General features: G+C 48.4%; 19 protein-coding genes and 3 tRNA genes. 9 read left to right on the top strand and 13 right to left on the bottom strand.

Features of this window, described 5'->3' with window-relative positions:
• The first annotated feature begins 197 nt into the window (after window positions 1-197).
• A complete protein-coding gene (locus BQ9893_RS03390) occupies window positions 198-452 on the top strand; it encodes a TIGR03905 family TSCPD domain-containing protein (protein ID WP_075964742.1) in 255 nt (84 codons plus the stop codon).
• Between the two features lie 123 nt (window positions 453-575).
• Here the strand turns inward: BQ9893_RS03390 and BQ9893_RS03385 are convergent.
• The 12 genes from BQ9893_RS03385 to BQ9893_RS03335 form a co-directional block, all read right to left on the bottom strand.
• Window positions 576-649, bottom strand: a tRNA-Arg gene (locus BQ9893_RS03385).
• A 33-nt stretch (window positions 650-682) separates the two neighbouring features.
• A tRNA-Arg gene (locus BQ9893_RS03380) sits at window positions 683-759 on the bottom strand.
• A gap of 33 nt (window positions 760-792) precedes the next feature.
• Window positions 793-869 (bottom strand) — tRNA-Arg (locus BQ9893_RS03375).
• Between the two features lie 75 nt (window positions 870-944).
• The gene (locus BQ9893_RS03370; RefSeq protein ID WP_075965384.1) at window positions 945-3,260 is read right to left on the bottom strand and encodes a patatin-like phospholipase family protein; all 2,316 of its coding nucleotides are present in this window, start codon (window positions 3,258-3,260) and stop codon (window positions 945-947) included.
• A 293-nt stretch (window positions 3,261-3,553) separates the two neighbouring features.
• Window positions 3,554-5,605 (bottom strand): molecular chaperone HtpG, encoded by a 2,052-nt coding sequence (htpG, locus tag BQ9893_RS03365; RefSeq protein ID WP_075964741.1) that lies wholly within the window; start codon window positions 5,603-5,605, stop codon window positions 3,554-3,556.
• A 121-nt stretch (window positions 5,606-5,726) separates the two neighbouring features.
• Window positions 5,727-7,292 (bottom strand): sodium:solute symporter family protein, encoded by a 1,566-nt coding sequence (locus tag BQ9893_RS03360; protein ID WP_075964740.1) that lies wholly within the window; start codon window positions 7,290-7,292, stop codon window positions 5,727-5,729.
• Window positions 7,289-7,429, bottom strand: a complete 141-nt coding sequence (locus BQ9893_RS21585; RefSeq protein ID WP_167369837.1) for a symporter small accessory protein — start codon at window positions 7,427-7,429, stop codon at window positions 7,289-7,291. The genes BQ9893_RS03360 and BQ9893_RS21585 overlap by 4 nt, the downstream gene beginning before the upstream one ends.
• A 14-nt stretch (window positions 7,430-7,443) precedes the next feature.
• Window positions 7,444-7,869 (bottom strand): acetolactate synthase, encoded by a 426-nt coding sequence (locus BQ9893_RS03355; protein ID WP_075964739.1) that lies wholly within the window; start codon window positions 7,867-7,869, stop codon window positions 7,444-7,446.
• 34 nt (window positions 7,870-7,903) lie between these two features.
• Window positions 7,904-9,205, bottom strand: coding sequence for a phenylacetate--CoA ligase family protein (locus tag BQ9893_RS03350; RefSeq protein ID WP_075964738.1), 1,302 nt, complete (start codon window positions 9,203-9,205; stop codon window positions 7,904-7,906).
• 99 nt (window positions 9,206-9,304) lie between these two features.
• Window positions 9,305-10,300 carry a Fic family protein gene (locus BQ9893_RS03345; RefSeq protein WP_075964737.1) on the bottom strand — a complete coding sequence of 332 codons (996 nt, stop codon included), beginning with the start codon at window positions 10,298-10,300 and terminating at the stop codon, window positions 9,305-9,307.
• Between the two features lie 323 nt (window positions 10,301-10,623).
• The gene (locus BQ9893_RS03340) at window positions 10,624-11,940 is read right to left on the bottom strand and encodes a Na+/H+ antiporter NhaC family protein (protein ID WP_075964736.1); all 1,317 of its coding nucleotides are present in this window, start codon (window positions 11,938-11,940) and stop codon (window positions 10,624-10,626) included.
• A gap of 20 nt (window positions 11,941-11,960) precedes the next feature.
• A complete protein-coding gene (locus BQ9893_RS03335) occupies window positions 11,961-14,546 on the bottom strand; it encodes a DUF5686 and carboxypeptidase-like regulatory domain-containing protein (RefSeq protein ID WP_075964735.1) in 2,586 nt (861 codons plus the stop codon).
• Between the two features lie 186 nt (window positions 14,547-14,732).
• Between BQ9893_RS03335 and BQ9893_RS03330 the strand changes: the two genes are divergently transcribed.
• Window positions 14,733-15,644, top strand: a complete 912-nt coding sequence (locus tag BQ9893_RS03330) for a cation diffusion facilitator family transporter (protein ID WP_075964734.1) — start codon at window positions 14,733-14,735, stop codon at window positions 15,642-15,644.
• Complete coding sequence (gene guaD, locus BQ9893_RS03325; RefSeq protein ID WP_075964733.1) at window positions 15,637-16,938, top strand: guanine deaminase; 1,302 nt, start codon at window positions 15,637-15,639, stop codon at window positions 16,936-16,938. The genes BQ9893_RS03330 and guaD overlap by 8 nt, the downstream gene beginning before the upstream one ends.
• Before the next feature lie 5 nt (window positions 16,939-16,943).
• On the opposite strand, the gene BQ9893_RS03320 is transcribed toward guaD, so the two are convergent.
• Window positions 16,944-18,218 (bottom strand): type IX secretion system plug protein, encoded by a 1,275-nt coding sequence (locus tag BQ9893_RS03320; RefSeq protein ID WP_075964732.1) that lies wholly within the window; start codon window positions 18,216-18,218, stop codon window positions 16,944-16,946.
• Window positions 18,219-18,344: 126 nt separating this feature from the next.
• Here BQ9893_RS03320 and BQ9893_RS03315 point away from each other — a divergent pair, with 126 nt between their 5' ends.
• The 6 genes from BQ9893_RS03315 to nqrF are packed head-to-tail and all read left to right on the top strand — an operon-like array spanning window position 18,345 to window position 24,348.
• Window positions 18,345-19,694: a Na(+)-translocating NADH-quinone reductase subunit A gene (locus tag BQ9893_RS03315; RefSeq protein WP_075964731.1), complete on the top strand. Its 1,350-nt coding sequence runs from the start codon at window positions 18,345-18,347 to the stop codon at window positions 19,692-19,694.
• A 22-nt stretch (window positions 19,695-19,716) separates the two neighbouring features.
• A complete protein-coding gene (locus tag BQ9893_RS03310) occupies window positions 19,717-20,919 on the top strand; it encodes an NADH:ubiquinone reductase (Na(+)-transporting) subunit B (RefSeq protein WP_075964730.1) in 1,203 nt (400 codons plus the stop codon).
• A gap of 13 nt (window positions 20,920-20,932) precedes the next feature.
• Complete coding sequence (gene nqrC, locus BQ9893_RS03305; protein ID WP_075964729.1) at window positions 20,933-21,751, top strand: NADH:ubiquinone reductase (Na(+)-transporting) subunit C; 819 nt, start codon at window positions 20,933-20,935, stop codon at window positions 21,749-21,751.
• A gap of 7 nt (window positions 21,752-21,758) precedes the next feature.
• The gene (locus tag BQ9893_RS03300) at window positions 21,759-22,388 is read left to right on the top strand and encodes an NADH:ubiquinone reductase (Na(+)-transporting) subunit D (protein WP_008149670.1); all 630 of its coding nucleotides are present in this window, start codon (window positions 21,759-21,761) and stop codon (window positions 22,386-22,388) included.
• Window positions 22,389-22,413: 25 nt separating this feature from the next.
• Window positions 22,414-23,031 (top strand): NADH:ubiquinone reductase (Na(+)-transporting) subunit E, encoded by a 618-nt coding sequence (nqrE, locus tag BQ9893_RS03295; RefSeq protein WP_075964728.1) that lies wholly within the window; start codon window positions 22,414-22,416, stop codon window positions 23,029-23,031.
• Window positions 23,032-23,058: 27 nt separating this feature from the next.
• A complete protein-coding gene (nqrF, locus tag BQ9893_RS03290) occupies window positions 23,059-24,348 on the top strand; it encodes an NADH:ubiquinone reductase (Na(+)-transporting) subunit F (protein ID WP_075964727.1) in 1,290 nt (429 codons plus the stop codon).
• The last annotated feature ends 131 nt before the right edge of the window (window positions 24,349-24,479 follow it).

The raw sequence follows: 24,479 nt of genomic DNA, 5'->3' as shown, positions 1-24,479 counted from the left end.
AAAATCAAATCGATATAATCTCTTATTGTTTGTTGATACAAAGGAAAGCATTCTTTTCGGATAAAACATCATACTTCCCGATATATCTTGAATAATTTGTTTCTTTTGTGAAATTAGGCCAATACTTAAGGATTGGTCGTTGTCTCAAATTATTTTATCTTTGTGGCCTGTTACATTATAATTAGAAACAGAAAAGTATGAATAAACAACGTGTTGCTTATACTCCGACCGGCGGAGTGTGTTCTAAAATGATGATTATCGACTCGGAAGACAACGTAATTAAAAATGTTCAGATCATCGGCGGTTGCCAGGGAAATACGCAAGGCCTGTCCAAACTGCTGGTCGGTATGGAGGTCGGCGAAGCGATCCGCCGCCTGGAAGGCATCGATTGCCGCGGACGTGGGACATCGTGCCCGGACCAGTTGGCACAGGCTTTGAAGCAGATTTCTTGAAACAGAGGGCTGTGGGCAGGGAAACAGTTTGAGATGATAAAAATAGACCCACCGGGGGTAATTCCGTTTTTAAACAACAAAAAAGACTGTCCACGCTTAGTTGAACAGTCTTTTTTGTTGTTGTGACCGCGACAGGATTCAAACCTGTAACCGGCTGATCCGTAGTCAGCTACTCTATTCAGTTGAGCTACGCGGCCAATCTTTATATTTTTGTTTAAACTTTATCTGAATGGTGACCGCGACAGGATTCAAACCTGTAACCGGCTGATCCGTAGTCAGCTACTCTATTCAGTTGAGCTACGCGGCCAATCTTCATTTTTGTTCAAACTTCATCTTGAAATGGTGACCGCGACAGGATTCAAACCTGTAACCGGCTGATCCGTAGTCAGCTACTCTATTCAGTTGAGCTACGCGGCCATTATTTCGTGATTGCGTGTGCAAAGGTAGCACTTTCTTTTATATGTGCAAGTCTTTTCGATATCTTTTTTTTAACTAATCAAGCATCTTCGGGTTAAATATCAGATAACCAATATTCAAGCCGAAGTTAAAATTTTTAGCCGGATAGCTGTATCCGTTTGCATACAGGCTGATGCAGGCGAAAGGCAGTTGTAAAACAAGGGCTGCTTCGCCCATATACTTAAAAGAACGAAGGAATTTCCCGTAATAGGGGATTGCCGTGTATGTGTTGTTGTTCCATATTTCTTCTTTTTTTATCTCGTATAACGGGGCGAAACCGTACATGTCGAGGCGGAAGTGCAGCAATTTGCTGAATTTCCAGATCGGCGACAATCCGAATGCCGCATACTGATTGGCACGAAACGCTTCGTTGAAGACAATCTGGCTATGGGGCGTCGGCGTGAAGGCTGGCGCTTGCAAGACGGAAGCGGTGTAGTTGTTCAGCAGATTCTTGCTGGAGAGCACGAATTCACTCATGAAGCCGAGGTTGAAATGCGGGCTGATTGTTTTGTACTGTTCCCATTCGCCTTTCATTTGCAGCCAGCTATGAACTTCCCGGTCGAATGTGCCCATATCCGTAATGGGAGACGGCATGTATTTTTCTGTTCCGGTTACATATTGCGCCACCAAGAATTGTTTTCGTCCGGAGATCGGATATTGTTTGTAGTCCAGCGAGTTGCGTTCGATGCTGAGTGAACCGGCAAACAGGTCATACCAACTGTGGTCGGTGGTCGCGTTCGGGAACGTCATGTTGGAAGTCTGGAAATAGTAATCGTTCAGCCGGCCGTAAGCAAAACCGATCTCGGCTTTGGCGCGGTTCAGGAACGGGAATCCCAACTTGACTTTCGTGTACAGTTCTTTCTGGTGGATGAAAGCCGGCAGCACGTCTTCGTAGAACAAAGACTGGCTTTCGGAGTATTTCTTGTCCGAGAACACGCCTTGCCAATTCAGGTAGGTCGGTATCCTCGTCTGCAAATAGATACGGCCGTTCAGCATCACGCCGCTGAACGAGTTGCCTACTTGGAAATTGGCGTTCACGTCAGCGGCATACCGTCTCAAATACTGGTATCCCAGTCCGAGGAACAACTGGTTGGCTTGGTAGGAAGAGACGTTGCCTCCGAATCCTACCGTGATCTCTTCCTTCATCTTGACATCGAGATAGAGGTCGAACTTCTTTTCCTTCCGGTTATAAACGGCGTGGGGCAATATCTCTTTGATTTTGGAATAGGTCAGCATCTTGAAATAAGCACGTTTGAACTCTTCCATCGAGAATTCGTGGTTGATGTCGCGATGGAGCTGTGATTCAATATATTTCTTTTGCGATTCATTCACGCCTGTCACATATATATTCTGGAAAATCAGCGGCGGAAGGCTCTGTTTGTAAGCCTCGCGGTGCTTGTTGACTTCGCTTAGCTCCACGCGCCGGGGAACACGTGCTTTGATGGAGTCGATCATCTCCATCGTCCGTTTGTAGCCGATATCCATCAATTCCCGCGCCTTTTGGAAATCGAGCAGGGAGACGGTGGGAAAGCTGAATTTGATCATCATGCCTTCGTCTTCGGGAACGTCGTATTCCGTTTTCTGCATGATCATCGTTTCCAGTTGGTTATAAGGATTGGACGAAGGCTTGTTGTTGCCTCCTGCCACGGTCGAACCGAAGATGAAGTCCGGATGGAAAGCCTCCTTCATCGGGCCGACCGGGAAGTTGTCGTAGATGCCGCCGTCGAAAATAGGGACGCTGTCTTTCCAGATAGGTTGGAAGAAGAAGGGGAACGTCATCGATGCGCGGACGGCATCTCCGAGATCTCCGTTTTTGAAGATAATGGCTTTCTTGCTGTAGATATCCGAGGCCACGCAGCGGAACGGGACGAAGAGGTTGTCGAAATTCCAGCCGGCCTTTGCCGTAGCCTGCGAAAACAAGGCCATAAATGCTTGATTCATCTGGATCGGATTGATCAGACTTTGTGGGAGGAAATTGGCTTTCACCTGCAGCGAGTCGGTCATGTCGATGGAGAAATGGCCGAATTCAGGTGTCGGGTCCGGGCGTTTGAAATAATATTTGTACTCGTTTTCCACTGTTCCGGTTTGCCAGTAACTGAACTCTTCGGAGAGCATCAGTTCCACCATTTCTTCAGGCGTATATCCCATCGCATAGAGGCTGCCGACAATTGCACCGGCAGATGTCCCCGTGATGTAATCAATGGGTATCCCGTTCTCTTCCAAAGCTTTGATTACTCCTATATGGGCGGCGCCTTTTGCACCGCCGCCACTCAAAACCAGTCCCACTTTTTGGGCATATCCTGTTTGCAAGGCCACAAATAACAGGGCTGCCAGTACAGCTATTTTTTTCATACTTGTCTCTTCTCTGCTTAAAGAACTCAAATGTAGTCGTTATTTTTCAGACTACAAGAGTTTGAAATATAAAATACAACATAAAATCGGTCCGTTTTGTTGATCCGGCAGGCTAACGGGGGTTCAGGCTACCGGTCGAAATGCAATGAGAGGGGGAGGGTGGATAATTGCCGGAATAAGAAGAAAGAGACAAAAAAGGGTGTCAAAACCATCCCAACCGGTGCCAGGCACGACACCGGTTGGGAGTTTTGACACCCTTTTGTTATTATGATCTTCTATCTTCCGGTTTAGCTTTAACCGATCATCTGGACGCTGCGTTTGATGAACCGGCTCAATGCTTCACCCTTCAACATGCCGTTTGCCAACAGGGCAAGGTCGATCAACTGGCTGACCAGTTTGTTTCCGGCGGCATATTCGGACAGGATGCTGTTGCGCTGTCCTACCAGCTCGTCGATCTTTTTGTTCGTATTCGTCATGTCTTCCTTTTCTTCAGAAGTGATTTCTTCTTCTTTCTTCTTGCTCTGGGCTTCGCGCAGGTCGGACTGACGTGCTTTCCAGCCTTTCAGGTCGGAAAGGATCGGGTTCAGTTTCTCGGCACAGGCTGCTTCTTCTTCAGTCAGGATTTTCTTGACCAGTTCGTGGTCTGTGTTCAGCACCATGTTGTAGCTGTCAGGCAATTCGCCGTAGAACGACATGCCCGGCTGCATGGCAGACATTTCACGCATACGGCGCATATACTCGCTCTGGGTCAGCATGACCGGATTGGAGTTTTCGCCCAATGCCTCGAATGTGACGATGAAGTCAGTCTTTTCGATCTTCGGCAACTGGCTCTTGAACATTTCCTGCAGGGCGTTCTTTTCATCTTCATTCAGCGTGACCTTGTTGGCATCCTCCTTGCGGATCAGATTATCGATCGTGTCGCTATCCACACGTACAAAACGTGTCTTTTCGAACTTCTGTTCCATCTGGCTGATGGCGTGGACATCCAACTGGCCGTCCATGATCAACACGCTGTAAGCTTTGTCTTTTGCCGCCTGGATATAGCTGTACTGGTCATTCGCGTTCGTCGTATAAAGGTAGACGAGGTTGCCTTCCTTGTCTGTCTGGTTGGCTTCCGTCAGCGCTTTGTACTCTTCGAATGTATAATATTTGCCGTCCACATCCTTCAAGAGAGCGAATTTGGCTGCGCGGTCGTAGAATTTCTCTTCGCTCAGCATTCCGTACTGGATGAAGAGTTTCAGGCTGTCCCACTTTTCTTCGAATTGCGGACGGTCGTTCTTGAATATTTCTTCCAGACGATCTGCCACTTTTTTCATGATGTGGTTGGAGATCTTTTTCACATTCTGGTCGCTCTGCAGGTAAGAACGGGACACGTTCAGCGGGATATCCGGAGAGTCGAGCACACCGTGCAGCAGTGTCAGGAATTCAGGAACGATGCCTTCGACCGAATCGGTGACGAACACTTGGTTGCAGTATAACTGTATCTTGTTGCGATGCAGGTCGATGTTGCTCTTGATACGCGGGAAATACAGAATACCGGTCAGATGGAACGGGTAGTCCACGTTCAGGTGAATCCAGAACAGAGGTTCGTCGGACATCGGATACAGGTCCTGATAGAATTTCTTATAGTCTTCATCGGTCATGTCGGTCGGCTTGCGAACCCATGCCGGCTGGATGTCGTTGATGATGTTGTCTTCGTCTGTATCGACATATTTCCCGTCTTTCCATTCCTGCTTCTTTCCGAATGCGATGGGGACCGGCAGGTAACGGCAGTATTTGGTCAGAAGGCCGTTGATCTTGTCTTTGTTCAGGAAATCTTTGTTCTCGTCGTCGATATACAGGATGATATCTGTTCCGCGATCTTCTTTTTCCGTTTCTTCCAGAGTGTATTCGGGTGTGCCGTCGCAGCTCCATTTCATAGGAACGGCTCCTTCTTTATACGATTTGGTGACGATCTCCACTTTCTTGGAAACCATGAAGGAAGAATAGAAACCGAGTCCGAAGTGACCGATGATGGCGGCTGCGTCGTTCTTGTATTTTTCAACGAACTCTTCAGCGCCGGAGAAGGCGATCTGGTTGATATATTTGTCGATCTCTTCGGCGGTCATACCGATACCGCGGTCGGAGATTTTGATCGTATCGTTATCGAAACTGACATGTACGGCCAAATCTCCCAGTTCTCCTTTGAACTCACCGACGGAAGCCAATGTTTTCAACTTCTGCGTTGCATCAACGGCGTTAGATACCAATTCACGAAGAAAAATTTCGTGATCACTATACAAAAATTTTTTGATGATAGGGAAGATGTTCTCACTCGTAACACCTATGTTTCCTTGTTTTGCCATAATCCGATATAAAATATTTTGATGTTATACTTATTGTTTCCTGTAACTATGATCAGTTACGCAATGTTTAGTTACAAAAACAATGCCAAACAAACAAAATGACATTTTGACTGACAAGTTATCAGTCTCTTCGGATATCTTGCTTCTTATATGTTGCCAGGCTCACGAGAACCATCGCAAGGGCGGATAAAGGCAAAGCGAACAGGATCGGGTCGATGGCGAACCAGGGATAGACGTCGATCAGGACATCGCGGCCGAACAGCATTTTGCATAGGCCGACCGCTCCGGCTTCCGCCTTGTGAAGGAACAGCATGGCGAACAAGCTTGCCAGCGCACCCGTCCATAAGCTTGCCAACGCTCCTTCCTTGGTCGCTTTCTTCCAGAAAAGGGAGCAGAAGTAGGCCGGGAGGAAGGTGGCGGCGCAAATTCCCATGAACAAGGCTGTTCCGCGTGCTATGATCCCTGCGCTCAGCGTATAGCAGATTATGTAGCTGACCAGGATGGAACAAAGCACTCCGATGCGTACGCCCATCGTCGAGTTGGTGTTCTTCCGGTGTCCCAGCTTGGGGAATATGTCTGCCCCGAAAGAGGCTCCCATCGTGTGGAACTGGGCGCTGAGCGTGGACATGCTTGCCGACAGGATGCAGAGCATGAAAACGGCGCTGAACCATTCCGGCATTGCCCGGTCGATAAACAGCGGGATGATCTTGTCCATATCCTTGATGGCTTCAGACGCCACCACGCCATCCGTTTTCAGGAAAAAGAGGTTCGATAACGCGCCGACATGATAAATGGCGCCGACGGTCACGATCAGGAATACACACCCGATCAGGACGCCCCGGTTCAACTGCTTGGTGCTTTCCACCATCATGAAGCGTACGACCAGCTGTGGTTGGGCGAGGCAGCCGATGCCGACGCCCAGGATAAGCGAGGTGACGAGGGTGTACCACTGCGGAGACCCTGCCACCGGCATGGCCGTCCAGCCCTGGTGTCCGACCTCCTTGAACCGTTCAGGGACAAGCGGGGCGATTTCCGTCAGTTTCCGGTTGGCTTCGATGAAGCCCATATCCATCACCCGGTAGAACCAGAACAGCAGGAACAGCATGCAGGCGAACATGATGACGGCCTGCAAAGCGTCCGTGTATAGCACGCCTTTAATGCCTCCCGTGATGACGTAGGCTGCTACTATAAGCGTGAAAATGAGCAGTGCCAGATGCAGGTCTATGTGGAACATCTGTTCGATGAACACTGCGCCTCCTTTCATCACGACAGCCGCATACAGCGGCATGCCGATAAAGATGATGGCGGCGATGAACACCTGTATGGCACGCGAATTATAGTGCAATCCCAATAATTGCGGGAATGTGCGGGCATTGTATCTTTCGCCTAACTTACGGGTGTTTCGCCCGAATATGATGAAAGCGATGACAACGCCCATGAACATATTCAGCAAGCAAAGCCATTGGATTCCCATCCCGAACGTGGCCGCTACTCCTCCGAAACCGACAATGGCCGATGCGGAGATAAAGGTCGCCCCGTATGAAAGGGCCATGATGATGGGATTCACTTTTCGTCCCCCCAGCAAGTAATCGCTGGCATTTTTCGTCTGTTTGTATCCGATGTATCCCAGCCAGGCCAGAATGAACATATAGATGATTACTACGATACCTAAAGTCAGTGTGCTCATTTTTCCGGCTGTTGTGGGTTAGTACTATCCTCGTCGTCTTTATTCCAATGGGTTATTCCGAACCAAATGGAATAAAACAGGCAGACGAGGGCTAACAGGTAGGCCAGCCAGATGCCGGGGTCGCTTATTCCGAACATGTATTGTTGTTTTTTTATAATTTGATCAAATCACTTTCACAGATATATTCCAGGTTCTGACGGCGGATCACTTCGCGGGCGGCTTCCCGGTTGTTCGTGCGTAAGATCAGGATCGATTTCCCATTGGCTGAGAAGCAATACATATATTCGATGCTGACGCCGGCTTTCGTGAAGCAGGACAAGGTTTGGGCAAAGCTGCCTGCACAGGAGTTCGTGACGATTGCCAGCACATCGGTCAGGTTCGCGCTGACATTGTTGCCTTTCAGGATTTTATATGCCTTTTGGGGATCGCTGACGATGATGCGCAGAATACCGTATTCGGACGTGTCTGCCACTGTCGCGGCAATGATCCGTATCTTCTCTTCGGCCAGCATAGCGAGGATTTCGCTTAGCTTCCCGTATTTGTTTTCCAGAAAAATAGAAATCTGATTGACTGTCATGTTGATTTATGATTTTAGATGTATGAATGATGAATTAACAAAGCCTGCGCAAATCTTTCACCCGGACGGCTTTCCCGTCCTGTACCGGCAGAGAACCTTTGGCTACCAGTTTCAGGTGGGGAGTGAGGAGCAACTCGTCTTTCAACTGGCGGGTGATTTCCTTTGTCAGACGTTGCAAGACGCTGTAATCGTCGGTAAACAGGTCGCTCAGTTCCACTTCGATCAGCATTTCGTCGTTGTTGCCTACCGTTTCGATCGTAATCAGGTAGTTGCTGCCCAGTTCTTTAAACTGCATCAGTATCTTTTCGATCTGGATCGGGAAGAGGTTGACCCCTTTCAGGATAATCATGTCGTCGCTGCGGCCTTTGAAACGCGCCAGGCGTTTGTGTGTCCGTCCGCAAGGGCATTCTCCCGGAAGGATACAGGTCAGGTCGCGGGTACGGTAGCGGAGCAAAGGCATTGCCTCGCGGTTAATGGTCGTCAGGACCAATTCGCCGACTTCGCCTTCTTTTACCGGTTGGAGCGTGACAGGGTCGATAATCTCTACGATTACGTTATCTTCCCAGATATGGAGCCCGTTCTGTTCCGTGCATTCGAAAGCGACGCCGGGACCGTTCATTTCCGACATCCCGAAACAGTTGTATGCTTTTACGCCTAACAGCTGTTCGATCCGGCGGCGTTGTTCTTCCGAGTGGGGCTCGGCGCCGATACAAACGGTGTGCAGCTTGGTGTCGCGGCGGGGGTCGATCCCCATTTCATACATCACTTCCGCCAGGCGGGTGGCATAGCTGGGAATGATGTGGAGGCAGGTCGTCCCGAAATCCGTGATGAACTTGATCTGCCGTTTGGTATTGCCTGCTGCTGCCGGTACGGTCAGGCAGCCTAATTTTTCGGCTCCGTATTGGAACCCCAGCCCGCCGGTAAACATTCCGTAGCCGGAAGTGTTCTGGAATACGTCCGTGTCGCGGATGCCTACCATATACATACAGCGTGCCACCTGGTTAGCCCATTGGTCCAGGTCCTTGGCCGAATGCAACACGACCGTAGGGTTGCCTGTCGTGCCGCTCGACGAGTGGATGCGTACGCATTTCCGGATAGGAATAGCCGCCATGCCGAACGGATAATTGTTGCGGAGGTCGTCTTTCGTCGTGAAAGGGATCTTCTGCAAATCGTCCAATGATTGTATACTGTCGGCGGTGATGCCGTTTTCTGCCAATACTTTTTTGTAGAAAGGTGAATTCCCGGCTGCTTCAATTGTCTTTTTCAATCGCTCCAACTGTAGTTTCTCCAAGTCTTTGCGATTCATGGTCTCAATATCTTTCTGCCAATATTCCATCGTTTTTGGTATTATAATTGTGTTTGATTCATGTTATTAGAATGCAAATGTATGGTTTATTTTGGATTTTTATGGCGTTTTATTGGGAAAATCCAGTAGTCAGCCAATGATTTCCCAATAACCGGATTTGTTGGAACCGGAACGACGGATTCGTTGTTGTTGTTTCAGTGTTGCCAGAATGCGTTCACATTGGCGTTGTGTTATCCCTAAGGAGGCAGCCATTTCGCGTGCGGAAATATGAGGAGAACGGGCGATAAGGGAGAGAAGCTTCTGTTCGTTTATACCGACATTTATACCGACATTTGTTCCGACATTTATACCGACATGCGGATCTATTGCTTCTCCTTGGTGGGACTTCAATGTGTTTAATATTTCCTGAAGCATGAAATTGATAAAAGGGCAACAATCTGTGCGGCTATTGCTTTCCGTAATGGCATTGTAATATTCTTGTTGATTGGCGTAAACCATATTTTCAACAGGCAGATGGGCAAATAGCGGATGCAGTTGCCCTAATATGAGTGATTGCCACAAACGTCCGCAACGTCCATTCCCGTCGCTGAACGGGTGGATGAATTCAAATTCGTAATGGAATACACAGGAGCGAACAAGCAAATGGTCCGGTGCGTTTATCAACCAATCGAACAAATCGTGCATCAAAGAGGGCACAAGGTCGGCAGGTGGGGCAACATGCACGCAGCCTTGTTCGCCGAAAATCCCTACGCCGGTACGGCGAAAGCGTCCGGCATCGTCAATCAACGCTTTCATCATGACACTGTGGGCTTTCAGCAAATCCTTTATGCTAAAAGGATCCAGAAGTGGATAAAGTTCGTATGTATCAATTGCATTTTTTACCTCTTGTATTTCGCGAAGAGGAGCAACGATGGTTTTACCGTTGATGATATCCTTAACCTGCCCTTCGGTCAAGCTGTTGCCTTCGATGGCCAATGAGCTATGAATCGTCTTGATACGATTTGCTTTACGCAACCTGATGCCGTCTGTTTGTTCCAGCCGGATAGCGTAGCGTTCGATCTGTGCGGCTATCTCGGCAATCAGATTGATGGCTTGGGGCGATATGGTGAATGGCGGTGTGTACATCTTTTTTGTTATAGATAAAACGTAATGCAAATTTACGATATAAATTGAGATTTATATAATTAAACACAGGGACTATTTTCTCTCTTGGTCATTTGGTCATTTTGATAGCAAAAGGAGGTTTTGGCTACCACGAAGATTGTTAAAAAATATTACCCTTTAGTGTAAATTCTGATATATGGGGTACTAATTCGATTTTGGTGGGGTAGCAGTGTCATTTTGATAATTCTGAATTTGTGAAGTCTCGTGCCTTCGGAAGCTGCCTGTCGGGCAAATTCCGGTTTGCTTGGCAAGGATGTGTTTGAACTTTGGTCCGGCAAGTTGCCTTATCCTTTGTTCAGGCTGTATTTGCGAGGATAATTGAAGGCGATCGCCAGTAAGGCCCCGGCTCCCAACAGATAGGGATAATACAGATATTGCATGATCTCGATGGGAGAGACATGCCCCAGGCCGGCCGCCATCAGCAATTGTGCGCCGTATGGTATGATGCCCTGTACGAAGCAGGAAAAAATGTCTAACAGGCTGGCGCTGCGGCGCGGATCTATCTTGAAGCGATCGGCGATATCTTTGGCTATCGGGCCTGCCATGATCAGGGCGATGGTGTTGTTTGCGGTACAAAGGTTGGCGAAGCTGATCAGCGAAGCGATGCTCAATTCGGCTCCTTTGGAGGAACGGATGCGGGAAGTGAGTTTCAGGATGATCCAGTCGATGCCTCCGTTGTACCGGATCATTTCCAGCATCCCGCCGGCCAGCAGAGTCACGATGATCAGTTCGCCCATATTCGTGATACCTAACCCCATCGAAGCATTCCATCCCCAGATATCGAACCCGCCTGTCAGCAGCCCGACGATACCGGAAAGGACAATCCCGATTATCAGGACCATCATGACATTCACGCCGCAAATGGCCGTTACGAGGACAACCAGATAGGGCAGGACTTTGCCCCATTCGACCGGTCCTGTCTCATATCCGCTCCCGACTCCGTTTCCGATCAGCACATAGATGAAGCCGGTCAACAGGGCGATCGGAAGGGCGATCCGAATGTTCATCTTGAACTTGTCGTTCATATTGCAACCTTGCGTACGGGTGGCGACGATTGTGGTATCCGAGATGAAAGACAGGTTGTCTCCGAACATGGCTCCGCTCACGACAACGCCCAACATCAGGGCATCGGGCATTCCGGTTTTCCCGGCGATCCCTACGGCAACAGGGGCCAGGGCGACGATTGTCCCGACTGATGTCCCGACGGAGATGGAAATGAAACAGGCGGCAAGGAAAATTCCGGCTGCCAACAGATTGCCCGGCAGGATGGACATGGCCAAATTCACGGTCGCGTCCACCGCACCCATCGCTTTGGCGGTCTGGGCGAAAGCTCCGGCAAGGATGAAGATCAATACCATCAGCATGATATTACTGTTGGCCGCTCCCCGGCAGAATTGTTCGATCCGGTTGCTGAGTCTGCCTCCTTTGGAGATGGCGATGGCTACTACCGAGGCGATGACAAAGGCGACGGTGATTGGCATCTTGTAGAAATCGCCAGCAATGACAGACACGGCAAGGTAGGATAATAGAAAAACAACCAGAGGTGTCAGCGCCCAGGGGTTAGGGGCATGATGTAAATGTGAGCTATTCGGATCAACCATTCTTCTTTAAGTCTCGCATGTTAGAAAGTGAATCTCAACGCAATACGGATGCCTCCCTTCTTGATGTCTGGATGGTCCAGGTAGGTCAGGCGTCTGTAATAATCGATGCGCAGTATCTTGAATATGTTTTCCAAACCGACGCTGCATTCCATGTATGGAGTGTTGCCTAACGGCTGTGTCCCTTCCGGCAGCAGGAAAAGCCCCGGTGTCAAGGTCGGATTGTTTTTATCCGTCAGTCCGCCATAGATCATATTAAAGGAAAGGACTTCACGCAGACGCAGCCACTTGATGCCCGGAATGCGGTTCAGAAGCCAACCTTTCATGTAGTAGGTGGCATTGAACGATACGTATTGGTCGGTCACGAATTCCAACGCGTTCATCATGTGGAACGCTTCCGGCTGGATGGTGATGGATTGGTTCGTATTCGGCAGAATCAGCAGAGGGAAAGGAACCTTGTCCCACACTTTGCCCGCTTTAACCTGCGCATCGATATGCCCGAACGAAGAAAGCCAGATGCGTTTCTCGGCGCTGAGCTCCGTATGGTTGTAGTTGTAATCGCCGCCCAACACGCCTTTAAAGCCCAATTGGTGGGAGAGCTTGAATACGGGAGCGTCTTTGGAGAGGTTGAATATGGATTCTTTACCCGAACGTCCGTTGTAGGCGCGTTCGCCCGGAGCGAAACGCAACTGTGTCCCGATTTCGGATGTCGTGAAGTCTTTTATGTTGAATAAATTTCCGGATTCGTCTCGTCTGATGTACTGAAGCGTTCCTGCCGCCTCGTTGTTCTGGTTCATCATCCAAGACTTCCAAGTCAAGCCGTTCAGCCATTCTTTCTCGTATTGCAGTACGCTTTTACGGATATACTGCATCTTGGTCACCGGTTCGCCTACTTTCCAAGCGACGAAAATATTATCCTTGCTTGTGAAAAGGAAATCCTGCCCCGGAGTGTACACGTCATATTCCTGGATGAACGACAGGTTGTTGACCGGGTTTTCTCCTTCGTGATATTCTTTTTTGGTAAAGCTGTGCGTTAGTTTCAGGTTGTATTTGAACTTGCGGTCGTTTGTCCCGTAAGCCAGATAGCCGCTTGCAAACCAATACGGATTAAGGTTGGCGGTCGTCATTCCTCCCACACGCATGCGGAACCCTTCCAGGTGGTTCGCGCTGAAGGTCGTATTCATCGGGCCGAAGTCGAATTTGGTCACTTTCTTGTCATTGGCTGTCGGTATATAGCCCGTTATCAGGATTTCCGCGGTTTTGATGATGGCATTGAAGGCGGGGACTTTCCGCAATTGCCCCAATAAATCTTTTAGTGCGTCTTCCTTCTCTTTCAGCGGGATAGGGCGGTTGTGCACCCAGAACGTATCCGGCTGTTCCGTCGCTTCCGGCAAGACATGCATTGCCCCCAAGAGACCGAAAACGGAGTCTGCATTTTGCACGCTGAACTGATAATTGTCGTAATTCCTGAGCTGGTGCGCATAGAGTTGTTGGGTCCCCTTCACCACGTAGAAATTGACAAAGGTGTTTTCTTGGTCGAGTATCCAAGTGCTATCCGGCAGTTGCTTGAACTCCTGTTCGATACGGAGCTTGTCCACCCAGTTCAGGTTGATGTTGGCGGGGGTGTTCAACAGTACTTTCTTGACCGCATAATTGCCGTCGAGCGTTATGTAAAGCCGTCCCGTAAACCCGTAGCTTTCGCTGTTTGCCGGGACGAAAGCCAGATCCACACATTTGTCTCCTCCCACATCGAGCGTATCCATGATGTAGTAATGGTAGTAGGTGGTCGCTAATGTCGATGACAACGGGCTGACGAACCGGTTCAGTAGGATGGGAATGTTGTTGTCGAAAATATTGATGCTCTTGAATATCTCTTCCAGGTTGGACGTTATGCCGCCACCATCATCCAAAGACTTGTCGATCCCCTGCATGCGTTTGGCTCTGACGATCGTCTTTTCCGTCTTCGGATTTTTCCGGTAGTAGAAGTCCGACAGGTTTTCACGCACGGAAACGGTCAGGATCGGTTTGCCGTTAAACTCGGACGTGTCCAGGTAGTTTTTGATGAACTTGAACTTTTTCAAGAACTTGTTCTTGTCGAGGTTCGGATTGAAATTATCCAGCGACAGGCTGAGTTTTTCGTACACTTCCGTTTGATATTCCGGTTTTGCCTCGATCCGGTTGTCGTTCTTGTGGGCAATTACTTTTTTGATAAGCTCTACAGCCGGGTTGTCCTTGCGGGTATATTTTTCTCTTTTGGGTTTGACCACGACTTCCGATATCTCGAAAGCTGTCGGCTTTAACAGCAATTCCAGATTGTCGTTCGTCTTGCCGGGCTTGAGGTCGATGAATTTAGTATCGTAGCCCAATGAGGCGGCAGCCAGTTTGGTGTAGCCTTGGTTGTTCTGGAGGGTGAACGCTCCGTTGTCGTCTGTCATGGCTCCGATAGTCGACCCGTCAAAATAGACGGATACGAACGGAAGCGGTTCGCCGGTGATCGAATCTTTGACAATACCGGATGCCGAAGTGACACTTTGGGCGTATGATAGGGGAGTTCCTGCTACTGGTTGTAGCAGGGCTATTAATATTATATAACGGATAAATCTTACCATGTATTTAACGTTGTTCCTTCTCGGATGTAGACGGCAAAGGTAAGATTTTTATTGTTTACAGTCTTATGGGCGATATTAATAATATTTAATCGCACGGCGGCTTGCCGTTAGAAGAGGGGAAAAAGGATTTGTTTTTTTATAAATTTGTTGCCCATTAAAGAGAATAATGAAAGAGCATAATAGAAAATGAAAGAGCATAATAGAAAAAGAAAAATCATGGCTGTGACCTTGACCGGATCGCTCGCCAATTTTCTGCTATTGGTTTTCAAATTCATAGCAGGTGTGTTAGGGCACAGTAGCGCCATGATAGCAGATGCTGTCCATTCGTTGTCCGATTTCGTGACGGATGTAATCGTTTTGCTCTTCATCGACATATCGTCCAAACCGAAAGACAAAAGCCATGACTACGGGCACGGAAAATACGAGACCCTGGCTACCACGGTCATCGGGATCGTCTTGGTGTGTGTGGGAGCCGGCCTCTTTTGGGAAGGGACGAATAAGATTTTCGGGTTCTATTTTAGAGGCGAACAGTTGGAAAGCCCCGGTAAGATTGCGTTTATTGCCGCCATTGTCTCTATTCTGATAAAGGAAGCCCTGTTTCGACTGACGCTACATGTCGGAAAGCGGGAGAACAGCCAGGCCGTTATCGCGAATGCGTGGCATCATCGTTCGGATGCTTTTTCTTCTATCGGGACGGCGTTAGGTATCGGAGGCGCCATCCTCTTGGGCGACAACTGGCGTGTGCTGGACCCGATAGCTGCCGTGATCGTCAGCATATTGATCGTGAAGGTGGCCTTTCAACTGGTCATACCTGCAATTAATGATTTGCTGGAAAAATCGTTGCCGGGCGAGATCGAAGAAGAGATTCTCTCTATCATAAATGAGACGCCGGAGGTCAGGAACCCCCATAATTTATGTACGCGCAGGATCGGTAATGATTTCGCAATAGAAGTACATATCCGGGTCGACGGGCAAACAACCGTAGGCCGTGCGCATGAGTTGACGAAGGAGATAGAAAAGAAGTTGCGTTTGAAATACGGCCCGTCAACCCATATCGTCTTACATGTCGAACCAATAAAAGAAAAGAAAGATGAGTGAACTGACATTATACAGAGGAGAAGTTTTTGATTTTATCGATTCTCCGTCAAACAGAAAAGACGCTTATCGCTATTTCCCCGATGGGGCACTGGCCGTACGGAAAGGGGAGATAGTCGATTGCGGGCCTTTTGAGGAGATTAAAGGGCGTTATGGCGATTATGGACTGGTTGATTATTCCGGTAAACTCCTGATGCCCGGATTTATCGACTCCCATATCCATTACCCGCAAACCGAGATAACCGGCATGTATGGGAAGCAGTTGCTGGATTGGCTGGATGACTATACCTTTCCTGCGGAACAGGCGTTTGCTTCTTCGGAGCATGCGGACAGGATGGCCCGTTTCTTTATACAGGAGTTGTTCCGGAACGGAACGACGGCCTGCATGGCTTACGCGACGGTACATCCGGCATCCGTCACCGCCCTCTTCTCCGTCGCGTCGGAATATGATATGTGCATGCTGGCGGGAAAAGTGCTGATGGACCGGAATGCTCCGGCGGGGTTGACCGATACGGCGGAGCAGGGAGAATCCGAAAGCCGCTCCTTGATTGAAACCTGGCATGGCAAAGGACGGAACCGCTATGTCATCACGCCTCGTTTCGCCATATCCTGTTCGGCGGGACAACTGATTGCTGCCGGACGTTTGCACGAGCAATATCCGGACACTTATATCCAGACACATCTTTCCGAAAATAAAGACGAGATCGACAACACGCTTTCCTTGTTTCCCGATTGCCGGGATTACCTGGAAGTATACGAGCGGGCAGGATTGGTTACGGACCGCTCCGTCTTCGGGCATTGTATTCATCTGTCTGATTCCGAATGCCGACGGCTGGCCGAATCCGGTTCCGTCGTAGCGCATTGTCCTACATCCAATCTCTTTTTGGGCAGCGGCCTGTTCGATATGCAGCAAGCCAACCGCATCGGCATGCAAACGGTATTGGCGACGGATGTCGGAGCCGGGACCTCTTTCTCTTTGCTGCGCACGATGGGAGAGTCGTATAAGGTGCAGCAACTTAACGGATATCCGATGTCTGTGTTCGAGTCGTTATATAAATGTACGTTGGGAGCCGCTAAAGCACTTCATCTGGACGATGAAATCGGCTGTTTCGGGAAAGCCCGGAAGGCGGACTTCATCGTCGTGGACTATGCCGCCACGCCCTCCCAGCAAGTACGCATGGATTATCTGAAGCGCAATGGAAAGTGGACGTTGGAGAACAAACTGTTCGGCCTGCAAACCATCGGGGATGACCGGAATATCCTGGCTACCTATGTGATAGGAAAGCGGGTGAAGTGAGCGACTTAGAATACCTGCATCTCGTTTCTTACGGTCGTGACGCCGATCAGCCGGTCGTAGCGGGCGCCCATCGGACGGTAATAGACATAGATGCTGTATTCGTTTTGCGTCTGGTAGAAATTGCCTTCTATCGGGCCTGTCTGGCCGACAGTGGAGCCGGTCGGGACAAACAAATACTGGTAATTGTAACTTCCCTGTTTGAGGAGTACCGCTTTTTCGTATTGCTTTGTCTCGAAGTTATAGCCCATCTTGCTCTTTTCGTCCAATACATTATTAAATAGCTCGCCGTTCAGATAGACGCTCCCGTCGGGCAGCGGATCGCATGCAAGCGTGAAATGCACGATATAATAATCCGCTTCCGTATCCGGATCGTTACAGTCGCTGCAACGGATGAAGAAGCGGCCGTCCTGGTCCTGGTCGTATTGGTAGGTGCCTTTATCCCGTTTGTAATCGGTCATGAGTTCCACATTATAGTAGGGATTGTGGAAGGAGATGTTTTCGACGTGCATGCCGTTGTATTTGTTGCTTAGGAATTCCATGCGGCGGTACTCGTTTCCGGCCGGGAAAATCAGGTTGCGGTTATACGTATAGGAGATTTGGTTCTCCAGGATGCTCATCGGTTGCAGGTCTGTCACGGCGTTATCGCGCCGGTTATCCTGATAAACGAATATCTTCAGGTCCGTCTGCGGATAAGTGATCGGGAAATTCTTGTTGTTGATGTTGAAGCTGACCTGCTGGTGGCTCTGGTTGGTGTCGATGTCCGTGTTTCCGCTCACCGAGGCCGAAATGTTGACGACCGGTTCTGCCACGGAGAAGCAGGCCGTGAGAATGATCTGGTCCGGCGTGTCTTCATTGTAGACCTGGATGGCGTAGTTGCCGGAGACTTTGAACTGGATGTCGTCGTTCGGGAGCAACAACCGGTAGTTCGAATATTGGGTCGTGGTCCCGATGGAATTGGCGAAATCGTCGATCGTCGTTCCTTGGAAGCCGTTCATGTATTCGATCGGGCTCAGTTGCGATTGTGTCCAGTCGGCATTGCAGTACACCACATTATAAGCATACCGTGTGTATCCGCTGCCCAAACCGTCGAAATTGATTTCGATCCGTTCTTCTCCTCCCAGGGTTATGTAGGGCTCGGATATCAACTCTCCGGCGACTTTCACCTGAAGCGTTTTTATCTGCTTGCTATTGACATTGGTGAAGTACTTCACCTGTGCATCTGCCCCGATGGAAAGGGCAAAAAGCATCATAAATAGTAAACTGTACACTCTCTTTTTCATATTTCTATCTTTCTTGATGCAAAATTATGGAATTATTTCTTTAATTATTTCCCTTTCTCTGCTTTAAAGCATAAAAAATTGCTTACTTTTGCGGGAAAATTACATATAAACAATTTTAGTTGTATCATGGCAAATGTGATTAAGATTAAAAAGGGTTTAGACATTAATCTGAAGGGTAAAGCTTCGGACGTACTGTTAAACGGAGGGAAAAGCGATAGTTATGCTATCGTTCCCGATCATTATAACGGTATTGTACCCAAAGTTGTTGCCAAAGTAGGAGAAAAAGTCAAAGCCGGTTCTGTATTGATGATCGATAAGAACCGCCCGGAGATCAAGTTTGTTTCGCCCGTCAGTGGCGAAGTAACTGCCGTAAATCGAGGAGAGAAGCGTAAAGTGCTTAGCGTGGTCGTTAAGCCGGAAGCGCAAGTCGAGTACGAAGATTTCGGTAAGAAAAATGTAGCTTCCCTGAAGAGAGAAGAGGTAAAGGAGGCAATACTGCAAGCCGGTATGTGGCCGTTTATCAAACAACGTCCGTATGACATCGTCGCTTCGCCGGCTGACGAACCGCGTGACATTTTTGTTTCTGCATTCTATTCCGCACCGTTAGCTCCGAACTTCGATTTCATCGTGAAAGGACAGGAAGCTGATTTTCAGGCCGGGTTGGATGCTCTTGCCAAACTGACCGACGGCAAGGTATATGTCGGCATCCGCAAGGGTTCTTCCGTTAGTGTGAAAGGCGTTGAAACGGTAGAAGTGGAAGGTCCGCATCCGGCAGCCAATGTGGGAGTACAGATTAATCACATCAAGCCCATCAACAAGGGAGAAGTGGTTTGGACGGTGAATCCTGCCGACGTGATCATAATCGGCCGTTTGTTCAATAAGGGCGTTGCCGATTTCGGCCGTCTGGTTGTGATAACCGGTTCCGAAACGACCGAGAGAGGATACATCAAGACAATCGCCGGTTGTACGATCAGTAGCCTGGTTGACGGAAAGATCATGAACGGCAACGAAGACATCCGTATCATCAGCGGCAACGTGTTGAGCGGTACGAAAGTCATGAAAGACGATTACCTGGGAGCCTATGACAATCAGATAACGGTTATCCCGGAAGGAGACGAGACGCACGACTTCTTAGGTTGGGCAACCCCCGGCTTCGGAAAATTCAGTGTGAGCCATTCATTCCCTGCCTGGTTGATGGGCAAGAACAAGGAATATGTAATAGACGCCCGTATCAAGGGAGGTAAACGTGCCATGATCATGTCCAACGAATACGATAAAGTGTTCCCGATGGACATCATGCCGGAATATCTGTTGAAGGCTATTATCGCATTCGATATCGATAAGATGGAAAACCTGGGTATTTATGAAGTAGCGCCCGAGGATTTTGCCCTTTGCGAATTCGTCGATACGTCCAAACTCGAAATTCAGAAGATCGTTCGTCAAGGTTTGGATCTATTATACAAGGAAATGAATTAATAACATTAAAAATTAGAATACATTGAAAGCGTTAAGGAATTACCTCGACAAGATTAAGCCTAACTTCGAGGAAGGCGGAAAGCTGGCGATGTTCCGTTCTGTTTTTGAAGGTTTCGAAACATTCCTGTTTGTTCCGAACACAACTTCCAAATCAGGCGTACACATTCATGACTATATTGACTCGAAGCGTACGATGACCGTGGTCATCATTGCTTTGTTGCCCGCTTTGCTTTTTGGTATGTACAATGTCGGTTATCAGCATAACCTCGCAGTAGGGGCTGATCCGGGATTTCTCATGACTTTTATTTTTGGTTTTCTGGCTGTATTGCCTAAAATCATTGTTTCGTATGTGGTAGGTTTGGGTATCGAATTTGCTGTTGCCCAGGTAAAGAAGGAAGAAATCCAGGAAGGTTTCCTGGTTTCGGGTATCCTGATCCCGATGATCGTCCCTGTCGACACTCCGCTGTGGATGATCGCCGTAGCTACTGCATTCGCCGTTGTTTTTGCCAAGGAAGTATTTGGCGGTACAGGTTATAACGTATTTAACGTAGCGTTGGTTACGCGTGCCTTCCTGTTCTTCGCATATCCGGCAGCCATGTCTGGCGACCAGGTGTTTGTCCGTACGGCTGATACGTTCGGTATCGGTGGTGGCCAGGTGGTAGACGGTTTCTCCGGTGCGACTCCGCTGGGGCAGGTTGCTATCGCAGGCAAGGATATGATCGGTTCGTTCCAGGCTGTCGATGTTCTCGGGCATCCGATCTCCACATGGGACATGTTCTTAGGTCTGATTCCGGGTTCGATCGGTGAAACGTCCGTATTGGCGATCCTGATCGGTGCGGTTATCCTTCTGTTCACAAAGATCGCAAGCTGGAAGACAATGGTTTCCGTATTTGTGGGTGGCGCAGTCATGTCGCTTATCTTCAATATGATCGGAACGACAGTGGCCATGTGCGTATCTCCGTTGGATCAGCTGTTCCTGGGTGGTTTCGCATTCGGTGCTGTGTTTATGGCTACCGACCCTGTCACTTCTGCCCGTACGGAGACAGGCAAGTATATCTATGGTTTCCTGGTAGGAGCTATGGCTATCATCATTCGTGCATTGAATCCGGGTTATCCTGAAGGTATGATGCTCGCTATCCTGTTGATGAATGTATTCGCTCCGCTGATCGACTACTATGTAGTGGAAGCTAACATCAACCGCAGATTGAAACGTGTAATCAAATAAAGAAAGAAGGAGTATGGCTAAATATAAATGTAATGTATGTGGATATATCCACGAAGGAAATAAAGCTCCGGATGTTTGTCCTGTATGTGCAGCTCCCGCTTCCGATTTCGAAGAGGTGAAAAACGAGGCGGCTGCCGGCAAGAAAAAGGGATTGGATAGAGACAGTAACGCGTATACTGTTGTTTATGCTTCTGTTATGGTCGTATTGGTAGCTGTTGTTTTGGCATTCACGTCGCAATCGCTGAGAACCTTCCAGCAGAAGAATGAAGAGAACGACAAACGGCAACAGATTTTGCGTTCGATCAATGTGTCGGTTCCTGCCAATGAGGCCGAAGCCAAATATAACGAATTGATTAAAGAAGCATTTCTGGTAAATGAAAACGGGGAAAAGGTAGAAGGTGATGCGTTTGCAACCGATGTTGTGAAAGCGGCATCCGAACACCAGTATCCGGTTTTTGTTGCAAACGTGGACGGACAGCTCAAATATATCATGGCTTTGCATGGTGCTGGTTTGTGGGGACCGCTGTGGGGATATCTCTCTGTAGACAGCGATAAGAACACGGTTTATGGTACCGATTTCAGCCACCAGGGTGAAACTCCGGGATTGGGAGCTGAAATAGCAAAACCTGCATTCAGCAATGAATTCAAGGGTAAGAAACTGTTCATGGACGGTACATTCAAGTCTATCGCAGTCGTTAAGCCTGGCAAGAGCGTTGCCGGTCAGGATTATGTAGACGGTATTTCCGGCGGTACGATTACAAGCCAGGGAGTACAGGCGATGTTATTTAATAGTTTGAATGGTTATGTTAAGTTTTTAACCTCACAAAATTAAGTAGAAGATGGGATTATTATCTGAAAAGAATAAAGAAGTTCTGTTAGGCCCGCTTAGCGTAAACAACCCGGTCATCGTCCAGATGTTGGGTATCTGCTCTGCGCTGGCTGTAACATCAAAACTGGAGCCGGCTATCGTAATGGGGCTTTCAGTAACAGCTGTTGTGGCTTTTGCCAACGTGATTATTTCATTACTTCGTAATACGATTCCTAACCGTATCCGTATTATCGTGCAGCTGGTAGTGGTTGCTGCGTTGGTGACTATTGTGAGTGAAGTGCTGAAAGCGTTTGCCTATGACGTAAACAAACAGCTTTCCGTGTTTGTGGGTCTGATCATTACCAACTGTATCCTGATGGGACGCCTGGAAGCTTTTGCGTTGGGTAACGGCCCGTGGGAATCGTTCCTCGACGGTATCGGCAACGGTCTGGGTTATGCATTGATCCTGGTGATCGTCGGTTTCTTCCGCGAGCTGTTAGGCTCCGGTACGTTGCTGGGATTCCAGGTTATTCCGCAGGCATTCTATGACTTCGGTTATGTGAACAACGGTTTGATGATCCTGCCTCCGATGGCGTTGATCGTGATCGCCGTGATTATTTGGGTTCATCGTTCTCGTAACAAGGAACTTCAGGAAAATTAATGCTAACTATTAAAAGAATAATAGAATGGAAGAATTATTAAGCACATTTGTCCGCTCGATCTTTGTAGACAACATGATTTTCGCATACTATCTGGGTATGTGTTCTTTCCTGGCTGTTTCCAAGAACGTGAAGACTGCTTTGGGATTAGGTATGGCTGTGACGTTCATTCTGACATGTACGTTGCCGATCAACTATATGCTTGAAAATTATGTATTGAAGGAAGGCGCTCTGCAATGGCTGGGTGCTGAATTTGCTGGTGTGAACCTGAGCTTCCTTGCTTTCATTATCTTTATCGCCATCATCGCTTCGTTTACGCAGCTGGTGGAAATGGTAGTGGAAAAGTTTGCTCCGGCCCTGTATGCTTCTCTGGGTATCTTTTTGCCGCTGATCGCTGTAAACTGCGCTATCCTGGGTGGTTCTCTGTTTATGCAACAAAAGGCATTTTCTAACGTAGGTGTTGCTACTGTTTATGGCTTAGGTTCTGGTATCGGTTGGATGCTGGCTATCGTCGGTATGGCCGCCATCCGTGAAAAACTGGCATACTCGGATATCCCCAAACCGTTGAAAGGTCTTGGTATTACCTTTATCATCACAGGTTTGATGGGTATGGCATTCATGTGCTTCTCAGGTCTTAAGATATAATATTAACGCATTAAACTTATTACAGAAATGACTTTATTAATGACGACTGGCAGTCTTACGATCGCAGCAGGTGCCGTAATCTTCTTGGTGATTACGCTGATCCTGGTAGGCGCGTTGTTGGTGGCCAAAGCAAAATTGGTACCGTCAGGAAATGTAGACCTGAAGGTAAATGGAGAAAAAGATATTGAGACTCCGATAGGAAGTACTTTGCTGGCAGGCTTGCAGAGTGGTGGTATCTTCTTGTCTTCGGCTTGTGGCGGTGGTGGTAAATGTGGCCAGTGCCGTGCACAGGTGTTGGAAGGCGGCGGAGAAATCCTGCCGACAGAGAAAGGCTTTTTCTCTCGTAAACAGATTAAGGAACACTGGCGTCTGGCATGTCAGTGCAAAGTGAAGGAAGATATGGTCGTTCAGGTTCCGGACGAAGTTTTCGGCGTAAAGGAATGGGAATGCGAAGTGATCTCCAACAAGAACGTGGCTACTTTTATCAAAGAGTTTATCGTGGCGTTGCCTAAGGGCGAACACATGGACTTCGTGCCGGGTTCTTATGCACAGATCAAAATTCCGGCATACGCAATGGATTACAACAAGGATATCGACAAATCGTTGATCGGCGATGAATATTTGCCGGCATGGGAAAAGTTCGGCCTGTTCACGCTGAAATGCAAGAACGACACGCCGACCATCCGTGCATATTCTATGGCTAACTATCCTGCTGAAGGCGACCGTATCATGTTGACGGTACGTATCGCTACCCCGCCGTTCAAACCGAAACCCGAAGTGGGCTTCCAGGATGTGATGCCGGGTATCGCTTCTTCTTATATCTTTACCCTGAAACCGGGCGATAAGGTGACGATGAGCGGTCCTTACGGTGATTTCCATCCGATCTTCAACTCGAAGAGAGAGATGATGTGGATCGGCGGTGGTGCCGGTATGGCTCCGCTTCGTGCTCAGATCATGCACATGACGAAGACTCTGAAGACGACGGATCGCAAGATGTCATACTTCTACGGCGCACGTGCTCTGAACGAAGTATTCTATCTGAACGATTTCCTGGAAATCGAAAAAGAATTCCCGAACTTCACATTCCATCTGGCGCTCGACCGTCCGGATCCGGCAGCAGATGCGGCAGGAGTGAAGTACACGGCAGGTTTCGTTCATCAGGTAATCTACGATACGTACCTGAAGGATCACGAAGCTCCGGAAGATATCGAATACTACATGTGTGGTCCGGGCCCGATGTCAAAAGCAGTGGAAAATATGCTGGACAATCTGGGCGTGCCGCTTGAAATGTTGCATTTCGACAATTTCGGCGCATAACCGGTTATTCGAACATAACAAAAATAGAGTCGGGGAAGGGAATTTATTCTTTCCCCGATTTTTTTGTTTAAACTATTCTATGTATTAGCTTGTTATCTTCAGAAGTCAAGGATGAAAGACGAGCTGCAACG

It is taken from the genome of Parabacteroides massiliensis, assembly GCF_900155425.1.
In the GTDB taxonomy this organism is placed as follows: Bacteria; Bacteroidota; Bacteroidia; order Bacteroidales; family Tannerellaceae; genus Parabacteroides; species Parabacteroides massiliensis.
Note: the sequence above shows the minus strand (reverse complement) of the source record. Positions and strands in the feature narration are given on the sequence as shown.

What these genes read in the sequence shown, in the direction of transcription:
- BQ9893_RS03320 (WP_075964732.1), bottom strand. Translation starts at nt 18,218, where the DNA reads ATGAAAAAGAGAGTGTACAGTTTACTATTTATGATGCTTTTTGCCCTT.
- BQ9893_RS21585 (WP_167369837.1), bottom strand. Translation starts at nt 7,429, where the DNA reads ATGTTCGGAATAAGCGACCCCGGCATCTGGCTGGCCTACCTGTTAGCC.
- htpG (WP_075964741.1), bottom strand. Translation starts at nt 5,605, where the DNA reads ATGGCAAAACAAGGAAACATAGGTGTTACGAGTGAGAACATCTTCCCT.
- nqrC (WP_075964729.1), top strand. Translation starts at nt 20,933, where the DNA reads ATGGCTAAATATAAATGTAATGTATGTGGATATATCCACGAAGGAAAT.
- BQ9893_RS03345 (WP_075964737.1), bottom strand. Translation starts at nt 10,300, where the DNA reads ATGTACACACCGCCATTCACCATATCGCCCCAAGCCATCAATCTGATT.
- BQ9893_RS03390 (WP_075964742.1), top strand. Translation starts at nt 198, where the DNA reads ATGAATAAACAACGTGTTGCTTATACTCCGACCGGCGGAGTGTGTTCT.
- nqrE (WP_075964728.1), top strand. Translation starts at nt 22,414, where the DNA reads ATGGAAGAATTATTAAGCACATTTGTCCGCTCGATCTTTGTAGACAAC.
- BQ9893_RS03300 (WP_008149670.1), top strand. Translation starts at nt 21,759, where the DNA reads ATGGGATTATTATCTGAAAAGAATAAAGAAGTTCTGTTAGGCCCGCTT.
- nqrF (WP_075964727.1), top strand. Translation starts at nt 23,059, where the DNA reads ATGACTTTATTAATGACGACTGGCAGTCTTACGATCGCAGCAGGTGCC.
- BQ9893_RS03370 (WP_075965384.1), bottom strand. Translation starts at nt 3,260, where the DNA reads ATGAAAAAAATAGCTGTACTGGCAGCCCTGTTATTTGTGGCCTTGCAA.
- BQ9893_RS03355 (WP_075964739.1), bottom strand. Translation starts at nt 7,869, where the DNA reads ATGACAGTCAATCAGATTTCTATTTTTCTGGAAAACAAATACGGGAAG.
- BQ9893_RS03315 (WP_075964731.1), top strand. Translation starts at nt 18,345, where the DNA reads ATGGCAAATGTGATTAAGATTAAAAAGGGTTTAGACATTAATCTGAAG.
- BQ9893_RS03335 (WP_075964735.1), bottom strand. Translation starts at nt 14,546, where the DNA reads ATGGTAAGATTTATCCGTTATATAATATTAATAGCCCTGCTACAACCA.
- BQ9893_RS03340 (WP_075964736.1), bottom strand. Translation starts at nt 11,940, where the DNA reads ATGGTTGATCCGAATAGCTCACATTTACATCATGCCCCTAACCCCTGG.
- guaD (WP_075964733.1), top strand. Translation starts at nt 15,637, where the DNA reads ATGAGTGAACTGACATTATACAGAGGAGAAGTTTTTGATTTTATCGAT.
- BQ9893_RS03330 (WP_075964734.1), top strand. Translation starts at nt 14,733, where the DNA reads ATGAAAGAGCATAATAGAAAAAGAAAAATCATGGCTGTGACCTTGACC.
- BQ9893_RS03360 (WP_075964740.1), bottom strand. Translation starts at nt 7,292, where the DNA reads ATGAGCACACTGACTTTAGGTATCGTAGTAATCATCTATATGTTCATT.
- BQ9893_RS03350 (WP_075964738.1), bottom strand. Translation starts at nt 9,205, where the DNA reads ATGGAATATTGGCAGAAAGATATTGAGACCATGAATCGCAAAGACTTG.